The organism is Massilia sp. Masssp93, from assembly GCF_059491295.1.
On sequence record NZ_CP168502.1, the window covers coordinates 315,992 to 337,199 of the forward strand.

Here is a 21,208-nt window from a genome sequence, read left to right on the forward strand (position 1 = left end):
TGCGTTTATCCCAGCAGCGCCTCGGCGAATTCGTCGGCGCTGAAGGGTTGCAGGTCCTCCAGCTTCTCGCCCACGCCGATGAAGTACACCGGCACCGGACGGGTGCGTGCAATGGCGGCCAGGATGCCGCCTTTGGCCGTGCCGTCCAGCTTCGTGATCACGAGGCCGGTCAGCTGCAGCGCGTCGTCGAATGCCTTGACCTGCGCGAGCGCGTTCTGGCCCGTGTTGCCGTCGATGACGAGCAGGATCTCGTGCGGCGCCTCGATCATCCCCTTGCCGATCACGCGCTTGATCTTCTTGAGCTCTTCCATCAGGTGCAGCTGCGTGGGCAGGCGGCCGGCCGTGTCGACCATGACGACGTCCACGCCGCGCGCCTTGCCCGACTGGACGGCGTCGAACGCGACGGCGGCCGGGTCGCCCGACTGCTGCGAGATCACGGTGACGTTGTTTCTCTGGCCCCAGACCATCAGCTGCTCGCGCGCGGCGGCGCGGAACGTGTCGCCGGCGGCCAGCAGGACCGATTGTTCGTGGTGCTGCATGTGCTTGGCCAGCTTGCCGATGGTCGTCGTCTTGCCGGCGCCGTTGACGCCCGCGATCATCATCACGAGCGGCTCGTGGCGGCCCAGTTCGAGCGGCTTTTCCAGCGGACGCAGCAGGTCGACCAGCAGCGCCTTCAGCGCCACCTTGACGGCGGCCGCGTCCAGCAATTTGTCTTCCTTGACCTTGCGCCGCAGGTTGTCCAGCAAGAATTGCGTGGCGTCCATGCCGGCGTCCGACATCAGCAGCGCGGATTCGAGTTCCTCGTACAGGTCTTCGTCGATGCGCGCGCCGACGAACAGCAGCGACAGATTGCTCGACGTCTTGGCCAGGCCGGCTTTCAGGCGCGACATCCAGGAACGCTTCGCTTCCGCTTCGCTGACCGGGCGCTCGGCCGTTTCGGGGAACAACTGGCCTTCGTAGCCGGACGGGGCGGTTTCCAGCGGGGCGGGCGCAGCGATGCCGGGCGTGGCCACGTCGGGCGCGGCCGGCATGTCGTCGCCACCGAACAGGCGGCGCAGGAAACCCGGCTGCTCGGCCGGCGCTTCGGGTTGCGCGGCGGCGACCGGAGAAGCGGGCACCGCGGGTTCGACCGCAGCCGGCGTCTCGGCTTCAGGTTTTTTCTTTTTGAAGAAACTAAACATTGTGTATTCGGGAGGGCGGCGGATTTGCCGGAACGAGTCGCGCGTATTCTACCAGAGCGGGCCCGGTTCTCCCTGCTGGGTAACCGGAAAGCAATCCTTGCCGTCCGCTGCACGATTGTTTGATGTGCATCAGCTCTACCATATTGTGGCTAGAATACCGCTTAACAATGTCAATCCAATCACCGTGCTGGAAATGAGCGCGCAAGCGGTGTAGATTGTGAACATCCATGAAAACACGCGTCACCAAGGGACGATCGTGAACGTTTCCAAGTTTCTCAAGAGGCTCATCGCCGGCGATCACGTGGTGGGCAGCTCGGCGCCGTCGCTGCGCAACGTCGTCGTCTGGCTCTTCATCGCCCTCGTCGCCATGTTCCTCACTCACCCTTCCAGTCCGGCCAGCGTCTTCGACGCGCCCGTGCCGTGGCCCGCCGAGCTGGGCCTCGACGGCAGCCTCGGCATGTAACTGGTATCCTGTCGCCCTACCTTTGCCGTTCCGGTGGCGCCGGCGACCGCCGCGCGCACCGTCCCGCACGATGAAACACAGACTATTTCTTTTCGACCTCGACGACACCCTGCTCGATTTCAAGGCGTCCGAACAACTGTCGTTCGACCGCACGCTGCGTGCGCTGGGCCTGCACGCCCTCCCGGACGGGCTGTTCGCCCGCTACCAGGCCATCAATATGGCGCTCTGGAAAAGTTTCGAGACGGGCGCCGTCGCCAAGGACTTCCTGAAGGTCGAACGGTTCCGCAAGACGTTCCAGGAAACCGGCCTCGACCTCGATCCGGAATCGGCCAGCGGCCTGTACCTGGAATCGCTGTCGGACACCGTCGTGCTCATCGACGGCGCGCGCGAACTGTGCGCAACCCTGGCCGGCATCGGCGAAGTGGGCATCATCACGAACGGCGTCGAGCACATCCAGCACCGGCGCATCGCCAGCTCGGGACTGCGCGACCACGTGTCGTTCGTCGCCACGTCGGAAGCGTGCGGCCACGCCAAGCCGGACAGCCGCTTCTTCGACTACACGGTCAGGATGGCGCGCGCGTTTTCTCATGCGGAGACGGTCATCGTCGGCGACCGCCTCGATGCCGACATCCTCGGCGCCAACCGCTTCGGCATCGAAAGCTGCTGGTTCAATCCCGGCGGTCTCGCCAACGACACGCAGGCGCTGCCCACCTTCGAAGTGGCGCGCCTGCACGACGTCGTCCCGGCCCTGCGCGCCCTGGCGATCGCCTGAGAAAGGTCAGCCGGCCTTCGCGGCCTGCGCGTTGCGGCGGATCGTGTCCAGCGTGGCGCCCGGCGTGATCAGGTTGCCGTCGTAGCGCAGCTCGATCAGCGCCGGCAGCTTGCGGGTCCGCGTGAACTCGATGGTGCGCGCCAGGGCCGGCCCGAATTCGGCCGTCGTCGCGACCGCTTCGCCGTGGCCGCCGTACGCGTTGGCCAGCGCCGCGAAATCCGGATTGTGCAGCTGCGTGCCCGACACGCGGCCCGGATACTCGCGCTCCTGGTGCATGCGGATGGTGCCGAACATATTGTTGTTGAACACGAGGAAGATGACGCCGGCGCCGTACTGCACGGCCGTCGCCAGTTCCTGGCCCGTCATCATGAACTCGCCGTCGCCCGCGAAGGCGACGACCGTGCGCTCCGGCCGCACGATCTTGGCCGCGACGCCGGACGGCACCGCATAACCCATCGCGCCGCTCGTCGGGGCCAGCTGGGTGCGCATCGCGCCGTAGCGCCAGAAACGGTGCGCCCACGTCGCGTAGTTGCCGGCGCCGTTCGTGATGATCGTGTCGCGCGGCAGGGCCGCCTGCAGGTCCTGCACCATCTGCCACAGGTCCAGCGGCGCGCTGCCGTCCTTGAAGATGGCGGGGCGTTCCTGCCATGCGCGCAGCTCGGCCTTCGCTTCCTCGACCGTGTGGCGCCAGGCGGCGGCGTCGACCGGTTCCATCGCGGCCAGCATGCCGGCCGCCTGCGGGGCACCGGCGGCGATCATCAGCTCGGCCTGGTACACGCTGCCCAGTTCTTCCGGGTCCGGATGGATGTGCACGAGGCGCTGGCGCGGCACCGGCGACGCCAGCAGAGAATATCCACTCGTCGTCATCTCGCCCAGGCGCGGACCGAACGCGATCAACACGTCGGCGTCCTTCACGCGCGCGGCCAGCTTCGGATTGATGCCGATGCCGACGTCGCCCACGTAGTGCGGATGCTCGTTGTCCAGCAGGTCCTGGAAGCGGAACGCGCAGGCGACGGGCAGGGCGTTCGCTTCGGCGAATTTGCGTACGTCGGCGCACGCCTCGTCGGTCCACGTGCCGCCGCCCAGCAGCAGCAGCGGCTTTTTCGCGCCGGCCAGCATCGTGCGCAATGTCGCGATCTGGCCGGCCGATGGCGCGCCCTGCGTGGGCTGGTAGCGGCGCGTGTCCGCCACTTCCGCGCGCGCCACGAGCATGTCTTCCGGCAGCGCGAGGACGACGGGGCCGGGGCGGCCGCTGGTCGCGACCTGGAACGCGCGCGCCATGTATTCGGGGATGCGCTCGGCGCGGTCGATCTGCGCGACCCATTTCGCCATCTGGCCGTACATGCGGCGGTAGTCGATTTCCTGGAACGCTTCGCGGTCCATGAAGTCGGTGCCGACCTGGCCGATGAACAGGATCATCGGCGTGGAATCCTGGTACGCCGTGTGCACGCCGATGGAGGCATTGGTCGCGCCGGGGCCGCGCGTGACGAAGCAGATCCCGGGCTTGCCGGTGAGTTTGCCGTAGGCCTCTGCCATGAACGCCGCGCCGCCTTCCTGGCGGTTGATGACGAAACGGATGTTCGAATCGTGCAGCGCGTCCAGCACGTCGAGATAGCTTTCGCCGGGCACGCCGAAGGCGGTGTCCACGCCGTGGACCTGGAGCGCATCGACCAGGATCTGGCCGCCGCTGCGGGAGGGGTGCGTCATGGTGAGGTCATCCTTATCACGATGGAATCCGGGCATTCTATGCAAGTCGACCGGCACTGGCTTTTCAAATAGCGACACGACCTTTCACAAAAGGCAGCGGCGCATGGAGTACAATGGCGGCCGTGAAGCAGGCCAGGCAGCCGCTGGTCCACGCCGCAAGGTCGTGGACGGGAGGAAGGTCCGGACTCCACAGAGCGGGGTGACGGTTAACGGCCGTCCGCCGAAAGCCGGGCGCAAGCCAGGTATAAGGCGAGGAATAGGGCCACAGAGACGAGCGTATTCAGTTACGGTGAAACGCGGTAACCTCCACTCGGAGCAATTCCAAATAGGCACGCGTTGATGTTGCTCGCGGAGCGTGCGGGTAGGAAGCTTGAGCGCCGGAGTAATTCGGCGCCTAGAGGAATGGCTGTCATAGCGTCCGCAAGGGCGTTACACAGAATCCGGCCTATCGGCCTGCTTTACACATGATTCACGGCCCCGGGGAGCTCGACGACGATGCGTTACATCCTCGCCCTCGACCAGGGCACCACCAGTTCGCGCGCCATCCTGTTCGACCGCCAGGGCCAGGCCGTGCGCATCGCCCAGCAGGAATATCCCCAGCATTTTCCGCAGCCCGGCTGGGTCGAGCACGATCCGTTCGACATCTGGACGAGCCAGCTCGCCTGCGCGCGCCGGGTGCTGCTCGATGCCGGCGTCGATGCCGGTGAAGTCGCCGCGATCGGCATCACCAACCAGCGCGAGACGACCGTCGTGTGGGACCGCCATACGGGCGAGCCGCTGTGCCACGCCATCGTCTGGCAGGACCGGCGCACGGCAGCGATCTGCGACGACCTGCGCGCGGCTGGCAAGGCGCCACTCATCCAGCGCAAGACCGGGCTCGAACTCGATGCCTATTTTTCCGCGACCAAGCTGCAATGGCTGCTCACGCACGTGCCGGGCGCACGCGCACGCGCGGAGCGGGGCGAGCTGGCGTTCGGCACCGTCGACAGCTGGCTGACCTATAAACTGACGGGCCGTCACGTCACCGACACGAGCAACGCCTCGCGCACGATGCTCTTCAATATCAACAGCCTGCGCTGGGACCCGGAGCTGTTGTCCCTGTTCGGCGTGCCGGCGACTATGCTGCCGGAAGTCGTGCCCAGTTCCGGCATCGCGGCCGAATCCGATCCGTCCTGGTTCGGGCGCGCGATCCCGATCGCGGGCATCGCGGGCGACCAGCAGGCGGCCACGTTCGGCCAGGCCTGCCACTGGCGCGGCATGGTCAAGAACACCTATGGCACCGGTTGTTTCATGCTGATGCACGCGGGCGACACGCCGCCGCAATCGCATAACCGCCTGCTGGCGACCGTCGGCTGGACCATCGGCGGCCACACCGACTATCTGCTCGAAGGCAGCGTGTTCATGGGCGGCGCCACCGTGCAATGGCTGCGCGACGGCCTCGGCATTATCAGGCAATCGTCCGACGTCGAGGCGCTGGCCCTGTCGGTGCCGGACAGCGGCGGCGTGATGCTCGTGCCGGCGTTCGTCGGCCTCGGCGCGCCGCATTGGGACGCGTACGCGCGCGGCACCATCGTCGGCATGACGCGCGGGACGACGGCCGCCCACATCGCGCGCGCCGCCGTCGAAGCCATCGCCTACCAGAGCGCGGAACTGCTGGCCGCCATGCAGAAGGACGCCGACTGCGCCGTGCACGAGGTGCGCGCGGACGGCGGCGCCGCGCGCAACGACCTCCTGATGCAATTCCAGGCCGACCTGCTGGGCGTGCCCGTCGTGCGGCCGCAGGTGACGGAGACGACGGCCCTCGGCGCCGCCTGCCTGGCCGGCCTGGCGGTCGGCTTCTGGTCGTCGCGCGAGGAGATCGCGGCCGGGTGGAAGAGCGAGCGCCGCTTCGAGCCGCAGCTGCCGGCCGCGCGCCGCGCCGAGATGATGGCGCGCTGGTCGCGCGCGGTCGCGCATGCGCGCGCGTGGGCCGTGCCGGACCCGCACTGACGCCGCCCTGCCGTGCGGCCGCGCCCGTGCCGATGAGGCACAATCGGTTCGACATCGTTGGAACCGGAGGCGCCTTGAAATTCCTGAAGGGTTTCTTTTCTGCCGCGCACGCGCTGCTGGGGCTCCTGTTCGTGCTGGTCTCCGTGCTGATCACGGTGCTGGCCGTGCAAACCGGCTGGCGCGCCGTCGGTGCCGATACCGACGCGAGCGCCGAGATGGCCATCGAGGCGATCGGCCTGCTGGCCATCGCCGTCGTCTCGCTGCAGATCGCGCAAACCATCACCGAGGAAGAAGTCGTGCGCGACGCCCACATCAGCGCACCCACGCGCGTGCGCCGCTATCTGTCGCGCTTCTTGGTCGTGGTCGTCGTCGCGCTGTCGATCGAGGGCCTCGTCGGCACGTTCAAGGCCTTGCACGAGGCGCCGGAACTGCTGCCGCACGCGGCGTCGGTGCTGATCGCGGCGGGCGTGCTGCTGTCCGGCTGGGGCGTGTTCATCCGCATGAACAAGGCGGCCGAGGAGCTCGAGCCGGAGGCGATGAAAGCGGCCAAGAGTGAGGACGCGAAGGTGGACGAGTGATCTGCGTCGCAAGTGAATAAACCTATTTCGATCAATGTGAAATTGTGAGAGCTTTTCGTTCACTTCGATCGATATACTGCCGGGTAAGGTTATTTACTTTTAATCATCAAGGGTATCCAGCGCGATGCCCGCCGTATCCCTGCACCATGCCGCACGGCCCCGGTTTATCGAGAGTTTTATGTTTGCTGGGCAAATCAACCTTCCTGAAGACGCCGATTTCGAATGCCTGCTGCATCAGGTATTGGCCTGGTGGCCGGAAGAGCTGGCCGGCGACGACGGCGCCGACGCCGGCGCACGGCAATCGTCGGTCGCGCGCCTTTATGAAGCGAGCATTGCGCCGCGCGCGATCCAGTCGGCCAGCATGCTGCTGGTGCAACTGGATTGGGTCCTGTTCGGGATCGTCGTCGATTTATCGCGCAAGGTATCCCGGGTGCGCGTCAAGGATATCCGGCCGCAACTCATCAAGGATAGATTCCACGCACTGCTGACGAATATCGCATTGCCGCAACTGCTCGGCGAAAAACAGTGGGATGGGTCGTTCGAGCGCGACGAACTCGTGAACTATTTGCGGGTCGAGGACACGGCGATGCTCAGCCAGTAACTGGGCCGCAGTTGCCAATCATGAAATTCATATTGCGTTTCATATAAAATCGTTCCCGAATGACATCGATATCAACCCGTGACGCCAGCGCAGGTGTCATGGACTGACATCAAACAATGCACGGATGCAATCACGTAAGCTGCTGGTTGCTTGCCCGTTGCGGAACATATTCGTCAATCTCGGTCTCGAACAAATGGAAACGGAATGAATATCAAAAACTGGAAGATTGGAACTCGATTGGGCGGGGCATTTGCGCTGTTGCTCGTCCTGTTGGCGGCATGCATCTGGTTCGGCATTGCGAGCCTGAGGCTATTGAACGAGGGTACGTCGAGGATCGTCGGCGAGGATTATCCGAAGACCGTACTGGCCTACGAAAGCCTCGATACCGTGAACCGCAATGCCCGCGCGATGCGCAATATGCTGCTGTGGGATAAGCCCGAGGAAGTGACGCGGGAACGGCAGACCATCCTGCAGAACCGGCAGGAAAACGCCGCCAATCTCGACAAGCTGGCGGCAATGATCAAATCGGAAGAGGGCAAGGCCAGGCTGAAAGCCGTGCTGGACGCCAAGACAGTGTATCGCGCGTCGCAACAGGCTTTTCTCGACCTGATCGATGCGGGCAAAAAGCCAGAAGCGTCCACCTTGCTGCTGACGCAGGTTCGCAACGACCAGCGCACCTATTTCGATGCCGTCCGAGCATTGATCAAGCTTCAGGACGCACGTGTGCTCGACAGCGGCCGCGAGGCCGAGGAGACGTACCGGTCGACGATCACGTGGCTGCTGGGATTGGCGGCCCTGGCGCTGGTGCTCGGCACCGGCGTCGCCATCTGGATCACGCGATCGATCACGCGGCCGCTGCGGCAAGCGGTCGACGTGGCGCGCACCGTGGCCACCGGCGACCTCGGCGCCACGATCGACGTCCATTCGGCGGATGAGACCGGCCAGTTGCTGCAAGCCCTGCGCGACATGAACGAAGCGCTGGTGACAATCGTCGGTGAGGTGCGCAGCGGCACCGAAACGATTGCCTCCGCCTCGCAACAGATCGCTTCCGGCAACGCCGACCTCTCCTCGCGCACGGAGGAGCAGGCTTCCTCGCTGGAAGAAACCGCCTCGTCGATGGAAGAATTGACGTCGACCGTGAAACAGAATGCGGACAATGCGCGCCAGGCGAACCAGTTCGCCGTGTCGGCATCGGAAGTGGCGGGGAAAGGCGGGGCGGTGATGGCGGAAGTGGTCGACACCATGGGCGCTATCAACGACTCGGCGCGCAAGATCGTCGACATCATTGCGGTCATCGACGGCATCGCATTCCAGACCAATATCCTGGCGCTGAACGCGGCCGTGGAAGCGGCGCGCGCGGGCGAGCAGGGACGCGGCTTTGCCGTCGTCGCGTCCGAGGTGCGCAGCCTGGCGCAACGCAGCGCGGCCGCCGCGAAGGAAATCAAGGTGTTGATCGACAACTCCGTGGAGAAGGCCGATGCGGGCAGCCGGCTCGTGGATCAGGCCGGCACGACGATGCGGGAAGTGGTCGAGAGCATCAAACGGGTGACCGACATCATGGGCGAGATCAGCGCGGCCAGCCAGGAACAGAACGACGGCATCGGCCAGGTGCAGCTGGCGATTTCGCAGATGGACCAGACCACGCAGCAGAACGCCGCGCTGGTGGAAGAAGCGGCCGCGGCGTCCGAATCGCTGCGGGAGCAGGCGGCCAAGCTGTCGCAGACGGTGGCCGTGTTCCGGCTCGACGGTGCCCGGGGCCGGGCGGCGCAGGCTTCCGTACCGAAGTCGAACGTCACGCCCTTGAAGAAAAAACCTGTCACGGCGGCACCGGCCGAACCGTTGCGGGTGAAGCGTCTCGCCGGCGCCGGCAGGGGTGACGACTGGGAAGAGTTCTGATCGATCTCTTCAACCGGCCAGGAGCGTGCCCTTCGCCAGCATATGGAGGGTACGCACGAACAGCACGACAATTGCGATCGTCACGATGACCAGGATGACGCCGGCCAGGTCATGCAGGGCGATCGTATTTTGTGCCGCCGCGTACTTCAGGGCTGCGTTCGACAGCGCAGCCATGGGGAAGCTGATGGCCCACCATCCGGGGGCAAACGGGATCGACGGCCGGAAGATTTTGGTTGCCAGAATAATGAAAAGGAACAGGCCGACATAGAACAGCAGGGCCGCGAACGTATCGACACGCTGCACGACGTTGACATAGGCGAGAAACCCGACTTCGAACGGCGCGATGAGGATCATCATCGACGGGATCATGCCCGATGCGAGGGGCGCCCGATGTATCAGTCGCGAAAAAATCATCGTGATGAATACCGTTGCGATGACGGCGCCGACGCTGGCGGCGAACAGATTGACCTCATGTGTCCAGGCCATCGGCAGGGTTCCGCCCGCAACCGCAATGTCGAGCGTGGCAACGCCGGGGATGAGCAACGCCGGAACTGCATGGTTGCCGTCGATATTTCCCTTGAGGAGGCGGTTCAGGCTGATGCAACTCAATGCCATTGTCGAGACCGTGCCTATCGTCCAGACCATCTCCTGAAGCCATGTGCTGTAGGTCGCGATCACGGTCGACAGCAGCAGGACACCGATCGTGATCGTCCCAAAGAAATTCCCCGCCGTCGGATGCGTAAACTCGCTCGTGACGGCGGCCGGGTATTTCGCCCATTTTGCGCTGTAGCCAAGCGCCAGCGCGATGAACACAAGAATCGCCGCAATCCCGATAACGTCGGCCACGATCGGGCTGGCACCGAACGCATTCGACGCGAGCCGCCAGGCCAGCGAGAGACCCGCCAGACCCATCACGGCGCCAAACAGATTGACGGGAAGATTTTTAACCGAGCTCCGCGGGGTGATTATTGCCGGCTGGTCGCTGATACAGGTATCCATGTTGATTGTCTTTGTGAGCTGATTAATAAACGCTGTCCGATTCGGGCCGTATTGCGTCGAGCTTGACCCGCGCCAGTGCGAAGGCGTGGCGCAGCACTGCCATATCGCCGATGTGGTTCGAAAGCAGCAGTACGAGCTGGGCGTCGAGGATCCTGCTCCGGCCTTGATCGAGCCCGGCATGGGAATCGTCCAGCATGCTGTAAAACGCCGCGTAGTCGTCGAGGTTCTGACCCAGTTGCAGATTTGCTTTCATCATTCATACGGTCTCTTTCGAGTACCGCCGATCCGTGTCGATGAAGGCCAGTCTATGGACTTGCTTCGACAAAGAGAATCCCATAGCATTGAGATTCATTATTCCAATATTTGAAAGTATCGATGGATCGCCTGGAAGCCATGTCCATCCTGCTGGCCGTCGTCGATGCCGGCAGCTTGTCGGCCGCCGCACGCCGTCTCGGCACGCCGCTCCCCACGGTCAGCCGCAAGGTGGCGGAGCTGGAAGCGCATCTCCACACGCGCCTGCTCCATCGGACGACGCGGCAGCTGTCGCTGACGGAAGCCGGCGCCGCCTATGTCGCGGCATGCAGGCGCATCCTCGACGACGTCGGCGAAGCCGAGCGCATCGCAACCGGCGAGTACGCCACGCCCAAGGGGGAACTGGCGGTCACGGCACCGATCGTCTTCGGGCGCTTGCACATCGTCCCGGTGGTCGCCGAATTCCTCGCGCAGTATCCGGAAATCAGAATCAGGCTGCTGCTCACGGACCGCGTCATTCATCTGATGGAAGAGCAGGTCGATGTCGCGCTGCGCATCGGCGAGCTTCCCGACAGCACCCTGATGGCGACCCGGGTCGGCACGGTGCGCTCGGTCGTGTGCGGCAGCCCTGCCTATCTGGCGCAGCATGGTGTGCCGGCGCGGCCGGAAGAACTGGCGACGCACGACTGCATCAGTTTCGATGTGCTGGAATCCAGGCGTGCCTGGGTATTTGGCGACGGCACGTCGGCGATGGCCGTGCCGGTCGTCTCGCGCCTCGAGGTCAACACGGCAGAGGCGGCGATTGCCGCCGCGACCCTGGGTGCGGGATTGATACGCGTGCTGTCCTATCAGGTGGCGGACGCAGTCGCGGGCGGCGCGCTCGACATCGTCCTGCAGAACCACGAACCGGCGCCGCTGCCGGTCAGCCTCGTGCACAAGGGACAGACGCCGCTGCCGCGCAAGTTGCGGGCCTTTCTTGATTTTGCGGCACCGCGCCTGAGAGGCCGCATCGCGCAGGCGTTCGGCACCGCCGCGCCGCTTGCCTGAGCACCTGTGCCATCACGGCAAGCTCAAGTCCAGGCCGAGTATCCTGGCAAGGGCAAAGGTGACGACCACCAGGCCCAGGAGCGACAGCACGAAGACGGCGGCCACCTTGCCGCCCGCGCGCAGCACCGCGCGCCTCTCGTTCTCCTTCCCCTTCTTCCCTTGGTCGTAATGCCACTTGACGGCGAAGAACATCCCCGTGCCTAACACGAGAAGCTTGAACGTAACGAAGACTACAGGGATCCAATCCATCATTTGCGTATTTCCAGGCTATTACTTGACACTATCTATCGCGCGTTCCAGAACGTCGGCGACTGCATGCAAGATCGTGTTGCGGCACGTTCCGAGACATACTACTTAAAAGCAATATCCATACATCGAGACAAAATGTCCCAGTTGAAAACCATACAAGCTGAAAATTCGCCGATCTGGTTGCCGCGACTGGCCGGGAACAAAGGGCCACGTTTCTTGCAGATTGCGGATGCGTTGCAGGCGGCGGTGGTCGACGGCGCGCTGAAACCGGGCGACCGCCTGCCTCCGCAGCGCCGGCTGGCGGCACAGCTGGACGTCGACCTGACGACGATCACGCGCGCCTACGACGAAGCCAGGCGCCGCAACTTGCTGGAGGGCCGCGGCGCCCGAGGCACGTATGTCGCGGCGCCGAAAGTCGAATTGACCTCGATCCTCGACCTGAGCATGAATACCCCGCCGCCGCCGGATGGCGTGGACTTCGACGACATGTTGAAACAAGGTTTGTCTCAAGTCCTGATGAGGGCAGACAATGAATTGCTGATGACTTACCACTTGGGCGGGGGAAGCGGCTCCGACCGCAAGGCTGGCGCCAAATGGCTCGAACCGATGTTTGGACGCCTGGATCCTCGACACGTTGTCGTCTGTCCGGGTGCGCAAGCGGCGATCGCCGCATTGATCCTCGCGCTGACGAAGCCCGGCGACGTGATCCTGGCGGAGCCAACGAGTTATCCCGGCTTGCGTGCCGCGGCGACCCAGTTCGGCCGGCGCATCGTTGCGGTGGACGCGGACAGGCACGGGATGGTGCCCGGGATGTTCGAGGAAGCGTGCCTCCGGCACAAGCCTGGCCTGGTCTACCTCAATCCGACATTGCAGAACCCGACCGCCAGCACCGTTCCGGAACGCCGGCGCAAGGAGCTCGCCGGCATCGCGAAGCGCTGCCATGTCCGCATCGTCGAGGACGATCCCTACTGGCTCCTTGCCGATGCCCCGCCGCCGCCGATTGCCACGTTTGCCCCGGAACAGGTGGTCTACATCTCGACGCTGTCGAAATGCCTGACGCCCGGCTTGCGTGTCGCCTTCGTGCTCGTGCGCGACCCGCGCGAACGCGAACGTTTCCTGGTTGCGCTAAGATCGTTTGCGCTGATGGCCGCTCCCCTGACGGCCGCACTGGCCACGCAGTGGATCCTCGACGGCTCGGCCGCCGGATTGATGGAAGGTGTACGCAGCGAGGCGCGCCTGCGCCACCGGATGGCGCGGGATATCCTGGCGGGGCGGTACGGCGGCAGCGGCGACGGCCTGCACGTATGGCTCGAGTTGCCTGCGTACTGGAACGCCTCGCAGCTTGCGCGCGCAGCCGGCAGCGAGGGCATCGCGGTCACGCCAGCGGAGGATTTCGCGACCGGCAGCGAATCCGTGAATGCAATTCGGATCTCTTTGGGCAGCATCAAGGACCGTGGACGCTTGCAGGCGGGTCTTCAACGGCTGTCCCGTCTGCTTGCGCGGCGGCCGGGTCCATGATTCGCGCCTGCCCATCCCGCCCGTAGCATCGATCCCGGCCGTCAAAGGACGATCCGGACGTGCGCGCAGACGCGCGTGGCGTACTGACGTACTAGAACCCGATCCGCCCCTTGCCCGGCACCGCCTTGAGCCGGATATCGTCGACAATGACGTGCGCGCGCCCGTCCGCCACCGCGTAGCCGAGCCCATCCAACAACGTCTTGCGCAGGTCGCGCGGCGATACGCCAGCGAGTTTGTCCAGCACCACGTCCCCGAGCAGCGGATCGAACGCGGCCAGGTTCAGCTCGCGCAGCAGCCCGGCGTACATGCGCTGGGCGATGCCGGCCGCCTGCTCGGGTGTCGGCTTCGGCACCTCGTAGACGGCCATCCGGTTCAGCAGCGGGTGCGGGATGCCTTCGGTGGAATTGGCCGTGAGCACCCAGAAGATTTGCGACGCGTCGATGTCGACGTCGATGAATTCGTCGCGGAAGGCGCTGGCCGTTTCCGGTTCCAGCAGCTGGTACAAGGCCGCGAGCGGGTCGGATTGCGAGGAGCCGGTCGCCTTTTCCACTTCGTCCAGCACGATCACGGGGTTCGCGAACTGGCCGCGCACGAGGCGCTCGGCCACCTTGCCGCACTTGGCGCCGCGCCAGCTGGCCGAGCTGCCCGTGATGACGAAGCCGGCCGACAGGGCGTTCATGCTGATCAGTTCGCAGTCCGTCTGCATGACTTTCGCCAGGCGCTTGGCGAAATGGGTCTTGCCCACGCCCGGGCCGCCCAGCAACAGGATCGGCATGACGTTGAACCCTTTATCGCCGGCATGGGCCAGGCGCAAGTAGCGCGAAAGGTCGTCCAGCACTTCGTCGAAATTGGGACATTCCTCGAACAGCGGGTCGAGGGCGTCGATGGAAGAGGGCGTGGTGACGAAACGTTCGGGGCCGGTCTCGAGCATGCGTTCGTACAAGGCTTCGAGTTCGGGCGAACGTCCGCGGCTGCGGTCGAGCGCGCCTTGCACCTCGTTGAGGTCGTACATGGTGCGGCTCCGGGCCAATGTGATGCTCATGGCGTTCTCCTGCGCGATAGTGCGGACTCACTTATAATGCCGGCTCCCCAAAACCGCCAAGTGAGCCGAAACGGCTGGGTGATCGCCTTCGCCTTATCCTAATCCTCCCTGCATCGAACCGCAATTTCCTGTCGTGCTAGACGTGTTGCAATATGGCAACCTACCGACAGTCAAGACTTATCCTTTATCAAAGGTAAAACACATGTGTGCAGATGAGGTAGCACATGCATTGTTTTACCTAAGTGTCTAATTTTGCTCGATATTTTTACTTGAGGTTGCGTCAAGTAAGTTCGCTAAGTCATTGGTTTCATTGGCAATTTCGCCGTTTTCTAAACGTGAATTCGCTTGACCACAGACAACGCTTCCTCTAAAGTGGGAAACGGTGGCAAAAAGTGCAGTTTTGTGGGAGATCGGTGGATCTCCCGGCGCCCAAAATAATCAGACTGATAACTCTCCAAAACTAGGTACAACGTGTTTCAGGGCGCGTCAGCGATCAATCTCGATGCAAAAGGACGGATGTCAATACCGGCCAAGCATCGTGACGCCTTGATGCAGCAATGTGAAGGCCGTATGACGCTCACGAAACACCCGCATGGTTGCCTGTTGTTCTTCCCGCGCCCGGTGTGGGAAGAGCATCGCGAACAGATCGCCGCCTGGCCGATGTCGGCGCGGGCGTGGCAACGCATTTTCCTGGGGAACGCCTGCGATGTCGAGATGGACGGCGCGGGTCGGGTGCTTATTTCGCCCGAATTGCGCAATGCAGTTGGTTTGGAGAAAGAGGTCATGATGCTCGGGATGGGAACCCATTTCGAGATCTGGGACGCCGCCAAGCTGGCAGAAAACGAGGCCGACGCCGTCGCGGGCGGTATGCCCGATGTCCTTTCCAATTTCTCCTTCTAAGGCGCCGCATGAATGTGACTCAGCCGGTGCCCGGTTTGCAGCATCGTACGGTGCTGCTGGATGAAGCAGTCGATGCGCTGGCCCTCGAGGGCGCGCGCGCTGCGGGTATTTATATAGACGGCACGTTCGGCCGCGGCGGTCATAGCCGGCTGATCCTGTCGAAACTGGCGCCCGAGGGGCGCCTGGTCGGTTTCGACAAGGATCTCCAGGCAATCGCGACGGCCGGACAGATGAACGATCCGCGCTTTTCGATCGTGCACGACAGCTTCGCGACGATGGTCGACGCGATGGCGGCACGGGGCGTGCACCAGGTCGACGGCATCCTGCTGGACCTGGGCATCTCGTCGCCCCAGGTGGACGACGCGAGCCGGGGCTTCAGCTTCCGCAACGACGGTCCCCTGGACATGCGGATGGATACGACACGTGGCATCTCCGCCGCCGCATGGCTGGCCGAGGTGCCGGAGAGACAACTGGAAAAGGTGATTCGCGATTATGGGGAAGAACGGTTTGCTTTTCAGATTGCAAAGGCGATTGTTGCTCGCCGGGCAGTCGAACCAATTTCAAGCACACGACAGCTTGCCGCAATCGTGGCAAACGCGGTCAAAACCCGGGAGAAAGGCAAGGATCCGGCAACCCGCACCTTTCAGGCTATCCGGATTTTCATCAATCAAGAGCTTGAGGACCTTGAAGCAGGTTTGAAGGCCGCCTTCGAACTGCTGGCGCCCGGCGCTCGCCTGTCCGTGATCAGCTTCCACTCGCTGGAAGACCGGATGGTCAAGCAGTTCCTGGCGTCCAAGGCCAAGGTCGAGCAACCGGACCGCCGGTTGCCGATCCGCGCCGTCGATCTGCCCCAGCCCTTGATGAAGTTGATCTGCAAAACCAAACCCTCGGACCTCGAGGTCGCGGCCAATCCGCGTGCCCGCTCGGCGGTGCTGCGCGTGGCCGAACGCCTGGGAGCGCGCGCATGACGGGCAAGATCAACGTCGTGCTGACCGCGCTCCTGGTCGGTTGCGCGCTGTCGGTCGTGAATGCGCGCTACCAGCGCAATCACCTGATCAACGATATCGAGAAGCTGGCGACTCAGCAGCGCCAGCTCGAGATCGACTGGGCCCAGCTCCAGCTCGACCAGTCCACCCTCGGCAAGAACGAGCGCATCGAACAGATCGCGCGCGCCGAGTTGAACATGGCGCCCCTGAGCCCGGCTCGTACCCAATACCTGACGGAAGGCGGCAAATGAAGGCCGGCGCCAACGGTTCCCGCGTCGCCGCCGCCAAGGGCGTGGCGTTCTCCAAGAGCCCCGTGCTGGCCGTGCGCCTGCCGGACTGGCGTTCGCGCGTGGTCCTGTTCGTGCTGTTCGCCGCGTTCTTCGCGCTGGCCGGACGCGCGCTGTGGCTGCAGGGCGTCTCCAACCAGTTCCTGCAGAAGCAGGGCGCGAGCCGCTACGAGCGCACGCTCGAACTGCCGGCCACGCGCGGCAAGATCTTCGACCGCAACGGCATCGTGCTCGCGTCGTCGCTGCCGGTGAAGGCCGTGTGGGCGATTCCCGAAGACGTCAAGCAATCGCCGCCGGACAAGCTGCGCGCACTGGCGCAGCTGCTCGACATGCCGCAGGCCGACCTGCTCAAGAAGCTCGATTCGGACCGCACCTTCGTCTACCTGAAGCGCCAGGTCGAAATGGACGTCATCGCCAAGATCGAAAAGCTCGGCATCGACGGCATCGACACCCGCAAGGAATACAAGCGCTACTACCCGCAGAACGAGGTGATGGCGCACATCGTCGGCTTCACGAACGTCGAGGACGCGGGCCAGGAAGGCATCGAACTCGCCCAGCAGAAGAACCTCGTGGGCCAAACGGGCAGCCGGCGCGTGATCAAGGACCGCCTGGGCCGCATCGTCGAGGACGTGGGCCTGTCGCGCGAGCCGCACGACGGCAAGGACATCACGCTGTCGGTGGATTCCAAGCTGCAGTACATCGCCTACAACAGCGTCAAGGAAGCGGTGGAGAAGTTCCATGCCAAGGCCGGCGCCGCCGTCGTGCTGGACGTGCACACGGGCGAAGTGCTGGCGCTCGCCAACTGGCCGACCTACAACCCGAACGACCGCTCGCACCTGACCGGCGAGCAGCTGCGCAACCGCGTCATCACCGACACGTTCGAGCCGGGTTCGACGCTGAAACCGTTCACCGTCGCGCTGGCGCTGGACAAGGGCCTGATCAAGCCGACCACGCTGTTCGATACGGGCAGCGGCCGTTACCAGACCGGCGGCCACACGATCCGCGACACCCATCCGCACGGCGTCATCGACGTCAGCACCATCATCCAGGTGTCGTCCAATATCGGCACCACCAAGATTTCGGAACTGCTGTCGGCGCAGGAGATGTGGGAGATGTTCACCAAGGTCGGCTTCGGCCAGGCGCCGCGCTTCGGTTTCCCGGGCGCCGCCGCCGGCCGTGTACGTCCCTACAAATCCTGGCCTATCGTGGCCAAGGCCAATATGTCGTTCGGCCAGGGCATCTCGATGTCGCTGCTGCAGCTGGCGCGCGCCTGGCTGATCTTTGCGCGCGACGGCGACATCATTCCGCTGTCGTTCCAGAAGGTGACGGACAAGCCGGTCGGCCAGCAAGTCATCTCGCCGAAAACGGCCGCGCAGATCCGCACGATGGTCGAATCGGTGGTGAGTCCGGAAGGCACCGCGCCGCAGGCGCAGATCGCCGGTTACCGCGTGGGCGGCAAGACCGGAACCGCGCAAAAGGTCATCAACGGCCGCTACTCGCAGACCCACTACGTCGGTAACTTCGCCGGCATCGTGCCGATGTCGAACCCGCGCTTCGTGATTGCCGTGATGATCGACGATCCGCAGGGCGCTGGCCACGTCGGCGGCGTCGTCGCCGCGCCGACCTTCGCGACACTCGCAGCAAACGCGCTGCGGGCCGCCAACATACCGCCCGATTCATCGGTCACCGACATCATCATTCCTGAACATCCTCTCGAGGAGAGCAATTGATGGCCGAGACGCCGAACATCGTCGAATGGATGCAGGCCGCCGCACCGGGCGGCCGTCTCGTTTCCGACTCGCGCCGCGTGCGCCGCGGCGACGTGTTCTTCGCCTATCCGGGCGAAGCCTCTGATGGCCGCCGTTTCATCCGCGCCGCCGTCGACAACGGTGCCGCGGCGGTCGTGTACGACGGCCGCGATTTCACGTTCGACGAGGCGCTCGCCGTGCCGCACCTGGCCGTGCCGGACCTGAAGCGGAACGCCGGCCCGATCGCGCATGCGTGCTACGGCGCGCCGGATGCGGCCATGTTCACCGTCGGCGTCACGGGCACCAACGGCAAGACGTCGTGCGCGCTGTGGACGGCGCAGGCGCTGGCCGCCCTCGGCGAGACGGGCGCGGTCGTCGGCACGCTCGGCGTGGGCCTCGTGCGCGGCCGCGCCGAGCCGGAATTCGACGCGACCGGCTACACGACGCCGGACGCCGTGCTGCTGGCGACGGAACTGGCGCGCCTGCGCGACGCGGGCGCGACGTCGCTCGCGATCGAAGTGTCGTCGATCGGCCTCGTCGAACACCGCACGGCCGGCATGCACTTCGACGTGGCCGTGTTCACGAACCTCACGCGCGACCACCTCGACTACCACGGCGACATGGACGCCTACGAGGCCGCCAAGCGCCGCCTGTTCGACTGGCCCGGCCTGAAAACCGCCGTCGTCAACCTGGACGACGACGCCGGTGTGCGCATCGCGCGGCACCTGCGCGCCACCCGGCCGGAGGTGGCCGTGATCGGCTACACGCTGCGTGCCGTCCACGAACAGCCGGCGTTGGACGGCGTCGCCGTGCTGCGCGCATCGAACCTGCGCAGCCGCCCGAACGGCAGCGAATTCCATATCGAATCGCCGTATGGCAGCGCCGTCGCCCGCACGCACATGGTCGGCCACTTCAACGCCAGCAACGCGCTCGCCGTGCTGGGCACGCTGCTGGCGAAGGGCGTGCTGTTGCGCGCCGCGCTCGACGCCATCGAGGCGCTCGTGCCGGCCCCGGGCCGCATGCAGCAGATCGGCGGCCATGATGCGCCGATGGTCGTGATCGACTACGCGCACACGCCGGACGCGCTGGAAAAGACCCTGGAAGCGCTGCGCCAGGTCGCGCAGGAGCGCGGCGGGGCGCTGTGGTGCGTGTTCGGCTGCGGCGGCGACCGCGATCCGGGCAAGCGCCCGCAGATGGGCCGCATCGCGCAGATGGCGGGACACGTGCTGGTCACGAGCGACAACCCGCGCAGCGAGGAGCCGCGCGCCATCATCGACCAGATCGTGGCCGGCATGGACCCGCACCACCCGACGTCGACGTACCAGGCCGTCGAGGACCGCGCCGCCGCGATCCTGTCGGCCGTGAAGCATGCCGCCAAGCCGGACGTGATCCTGCTGGCGGGGAAGGGCCATGAGCCGTACCAGGAAATCAAAGGCCGGAAGATTCCATTTTCCGATGCCGACCACGCCGCGCTGGCGCTGACCGCGCGGCTCACGATGATGAGGACTGTTTGATGATTCGTGGTTCGCTGGACCAAATCGCGGCGTCGATCGAGGGCGCGCACGTCACGCGCGACGCTTATTTCCAGGGCGTCTCGACCGACAGCCGGCAACCGGTGCCGGGGTCGCTGTTCGTCGCCCTGCGCGGCGAACGCTTCGATGCCCACGACTTCCTCGGCCAGCTGGTCGACAAGCCGCTGGCGGCCGTCGTCGTGGAAAAGCTGCCCGAACACTATCCGCTGCCGGCCGTCGTCGTGCCGGACACGCTGGCCGCGCTGGGCCGCATCGGCAACTTCTGGCGCCGGCGCTTCGCGATTCCCGTCATCGGCGTCACCGGCAGCAACGGCAAGACGACGGTCAAGGAAATGATCGCGTCCATTCTCGCGGCCGCATTTGGTGCCGACGCGCGCCTGGCCACGCAGGGCAATTTGAACAACGAGATCGGCGTGCCGCTGACCGTGACGCGCCTGAACGACACGCACAAGGCCGCCGTCGTCGAACTGGGCATGAACCACCCGGGCGAGATCGCGCGCCTGGCCGCCATCGCCGAACCCACCGTCGCGCTGGTCAACAACGCGCAGCGCGAGCACCAGGAATTCATGCACACCGTGGAAGCGGTGGCGCGCGAGAACGGCGCCGTGCTGCAGGCGCTGCCGGCGGACGGCGTGGCCGTGTTTCCGGGCGATGAAGAGTACACGGCGCTGTGGCGCGAACTGGCGGGCGAGCGCGACGTGCTGACGTTTGGCCTGACGGATGCCTGCGACGTGCGGGCGACGTACACGGTGACGGAGTTCGGCAGCGAACTCAGTGTCACGTCGTTCCCGCGCAGGCGGGAACCCAAGATTGCCGGCGCGGCCGCTCACGTAACATTGGATCCCCGCCTTCGCGGGGACGACGTTCTGGAGGCGCAGGGCGCAACCGAGCCATTGCGGTTCACGATCAATCTTGCCGCCGCCGGCGTCCACAACGTCCGCAACGCGCTGGCCGCCATCGCCTGCGCGCGCGCGGCCGGCATTCCCGTCGACGCCATCGTGCGCGGCCTGGAAGCGTTCGCGCCCGTCAGCGGCCGCCTGCAGCGCAAGCAGGCCGTGAGCGGCGCCACCGTCATCGACGACAGCTACAACGCCAACCCCGACTCCGTGCGCGCCGCCATCGACGTGCTGGCGCAATATGCCTCCCCGCGCATCCTCGTGCTGGGCGACATGGGCGAGGTTGGCACGCAAGGACCTGAGTTTCACCAGGAAATCGGTGCCTACGCCGCAAGCCGCGGCATCGACACCGTGCTCGCGACCGGCGACCTGGCTCGCCATCTGGTCGGATCGGGAGCGCAACACTACGAGCAGTTCGACGAATTATTGGCAGCACTGGATCAAAGACTGGGCAGCAAATCTGACGCAACTGTGTTGGTGAAGGGCTCGCGCTTCATGAAGATGGAACGCGTGGTCCAACACCTGATCGCATCAACCAACACCGGCAAGGAAGCCCACTAGACTT

General features: G+C 64.8%; 20 protein-coding genes and 1 other RNA gene. 15 read left to right on the plus strand and 6 right to left on the minus strand.

All coding sequences use genetic code 11. The features are described 5' to 3' along the window. Positions 1-5: 5 nt before the first annotated feature. Positions 6-1,181: a signal recognition particle-docking protein FtsY gene (gene ftsY, locus ACEN9Q_RS01495; RefSeq protein WP_495627123.1), complete on the minus strand. Its 1,176-nt coding sequence runs from the start codon at positions 1,179-1,181 to the stop codon at positions 6-8. 256 nt (positions 1,182-1,437) lie between these two features. Here ftsY and ACEN9Q_RS01500 point away from each other — a divergent pair, with 256 nt between their 5' ends. After that, entirely contained in the window at positions 1,438-1,644 is a 207-nt protein-coding gene (locus ACEN9Q_RS01500; protein ID WP_157202127.1) for a hypothetical protein, read from the plus strand. 70 nt (positions 1,645-1,714) lie between these two features. Continuing rightward, a complete protein-coding gene (locus ACEN9Q_RS01505) occupies positions 1,715-2,416 on the plus strand; it encodes a YjjG family noncanonical pyrimidine nucleotidase (RefSeq protein WP_495627124.1) in 702 nt (233 codons plus the stop codon). Positions 2,417-2,422: 6 nt separating this feature from the next. Here the strand turns inward: ACEN9Q_RS01505 and ACEN9Q_RS01510 are convergent, their stop codons facing one another. After that, complete coding sequence (locus ACEN9Q_RS01510) at positions 2,423-4,123, minus strand: thiamine pyrophosphate-binding protein (RefSeq protein WP_495627125.1); 1,701 nt, start codon at positions 4,121-4,123, stop codon at positions 2,423-2,425. Between the two features lie 124 nt (positions 4,124-4,247). Between ACEN9Q_RS01510 and rnpB the strand changes: the two genes are divergently transcribed. From rnpB to ACEN9Q_RS01535, 5 genes are all read left to right on the plus strand, one after another. Then, positions 4,248-4,587, plus strand: an RNA gene (gene rnpB / locus ACEN9Q_RS01515) — RNase P RNA component class A. A 31-nt stretch (positions 4,588-4,618) separates the two neighbouring features. Continuing rightward, positions 4,619-6,112 (plus strand): glycerol kinase GlpK, encoded by a 1,494-nt coding sequence (gene glpK, locus ACEN9Q_RS01520; RefSeq protein WP_495627126.1) that lies wholly within the window; start codon positions 4,619-4,621, stop codon positions 6,110-6,112. Between the two features lie 74 nt (positions 6,113-6,186). Then, a complete protein-coding gene (locus tag ACEN9Q_RS01525; protein WP_056449590.1) occupies positions 6,187-6,690 on the plus strand; it encodes a hypothetical protein in 504 nt (167 codons plus the stop codon). Between the two features lie 124 nt (positions 6,691-6,814). Then, entirely contained in the window at positions 6,815-7,291 is a 477-nt protein-coding gene (locus tag ACEN9Q_RS01530) for a hypothetical protein (RefSeq protein WP_495627127.1), read from the plus strand. Between the two features lie 204 nt (positions 7,292-7,495). Continuing rightward, on the plus strand, positions 7,496-9,187 hold the full coding sequence (locus ACEN9Q_RS01535) for a methyl-accepting chemotaxis protein (RefSeq protein WP_495628903.1): 1,692 nt from the start codon (positions 7,496-7,498) through the stop codon (positions 9,185-9,187). Positions 9,188-9,196: 9 nt separating this feature from the next. Here ACEN9Q_RS01535 and ACEN9Q_RS01540 read toward each other — a convergent pair whose 3' ends face one another. Next, on the minus strand, positions 9,197-10,186 hold the full coding sequence (locus ACEN9Q_RS01540; protein WP_495627128.1) for an SLAC1 anion channel family protein: 990 nt from the start codon (positions 10,184-10,186) through the stop codon (positions 9,197-9,199). A 22-nt stretch (positions 10,187-10,208) separates the two neighbouring features. After that, entirely contained in the window at positions 10,209-10,442 is a 234-nt protein-coding gene (locus ACEN9Q_RS01545) for a DUF2783 domain-containing protein (RefSeq protein WP_495627129.1), read from the minus strand. Between the two features lie 119 nt (positions 10,443-10,561). On the opposite strand from ACEN9Q_RS01545, the gene ACEN9Q_RS01550 reads away from it, so the two are divergent. Then, positions 10,562-11,485, plus strand: coding sequence for a LysR family transcriptional regulator (locus tag ACEN9Q_RS01550; RefSeq protein ID WP_495627130.1), 924 nt, complete (start codon positions 10,562-10,564; stop codon positions 11,483-11,485). A 12-nt stretch (positions 11,486-11,497) separates the two neighbouring features. On the opposite strand, the gene ACEN9Q_RS01555 is transcribed toward ACEN9Q_RS01550, so the two are convergent. Then, entirely contained in the window at positions 11,498-11,737 is a 240-nt protein-coding gene (locus ACEN9Q_RS01555; protein ID WP_056449598.1) for a hypothetical protein, read from the minus strand. 132 nt (positions 11,738-11,869) lie between these two features. Between ACEN9Q_RS01555 and ACEN9Q_RS01560 the strand changes: the two genes are divergently transcribed. Further along, complete coding sequence (locus ACEN9Q_RS01560; RefSeq protein ID WP_495627131.1) at positions 11,870-13,252, plus strand: aminotransferase-like domain-containing protein; 1,383 nt, start codon at positions 11,870-11,872, stop codon at positions 13,250-13,252. Between the two features lie 91 nt (positions 13,253-13,343). Here the strand turns inward: ACEN9Q_RS01560 and ACEN9Q_RS01565 are convergent, their stop codons facing one another. Continuing rightward, positions 13,344-14,294 carry an AAA family ATPase gene (locus ACEN9Q_RS01565; protein ID WP_495627132.1) on the minus strand — a complete coding sequence of 317 codons (951 nt, stop codon included), beginning with the start codon at positions 14,292-14,294 and terminating at the stop codon, positions 13,344-13,346. 471 nt (positions 14,295-14,765) lie between these two features. Here ACEN9Q_RS01565 and mraZ point away from each other — a divergent pair, with 471 nt between their 5' ends. The 6 genes from mraZ to ACEN9Q_RS01595 are packed head-to-tail and all read left to right on the plus strand — an operon-like array spanning position 14,766 to position 21,204. Next, a complete protein-coding gene (gene mraZ / locus ACEN9Q_RS01570) occupies positions 14,766-15,194 on the plus strand; it encodes a division/cell wall cluster transcriptional repressor MraZ (protein ID WP_056449603.1) in 429 nt (142 codons plus the stop codon). 8 nt (positions 15,195-15,202) lie between these two features. Continuing rightward, the gene (rsmH, locus tag ACEN9Q_RS01575) at positions 15,203-16,162 is read left to right on the plus strand and encodes a 16S rRNA (cytosine(1402)-N(4))-methyltransferase RsmH (protein WP_056449605.1); all 960 of its coding nucleotides are present in this window, start codon (positions 15,203-15,205) and stop codon (positions 16,160-16,162) included. Continuing rightward, the gene (ftsL, locus tag ACEN9Q_RS01580) at positions 16,159-16,431 is read left to right on the plus strand and encodes a cell division protein FtsL (protein ID WP_495627133.1); all 273 of its coding nucleotides are present in this window, start codon (positions 16,159-16,161) and stop codon (positions 16,429-16,431) included. Before rsmH ends, ftsL begins: the two co-directional genes overlap by 4 nt. Then, the gene (locus ACEN9Q_RS01585) at positions 16,428-18,197 is read left to right on the plus strand and encodes a peptidoglycan D,D-transpeptidase FtsI family protein (RefSeq protein WP_056449609.1); all 1,770 of its coding nucleotides are present in this window, start codon (positions 16,428-16,430) and stop codon (positions 18,195-18,197) included. Before ftsL ends, ACEN9Q_RS01585 begins: the two co-directional genes overlap by 4 nt. Beyond that, entirely contained in the window at positions 18,197-19,729 is a 1,533-nt protein-coding gene (locus ACEN9Q_RS01590; RefSeq protein ID WP_495627134.1) for a UDP-N-acetylmuramoyl-L-alanyl-D-glutamate--2,6-diaminopimelate ligase, read from the plus strand. Before ACEN9Q_RS01585 ends, ACEN9Q_RS01590 begins: the two co-directional genes overlap by 1 nt. A 2-nt stretch (positions 19,730-19,731) precedes the next feature. After that, complete coding sequence (locus tag ACEN9Q_RS01595; protein ID WP_495628904.1) at positions 19,732-21,204, plus strand: UDP-N-acetylmuramoyl-tripeptide--D-alanyl-D-alanine ligase; 1,473 nt, start codon at positions 19,732-19,734, stop codon at positions 21,202-21,204. Positions 21,205-21,208 lie beyond the last annotated feature (4 nt).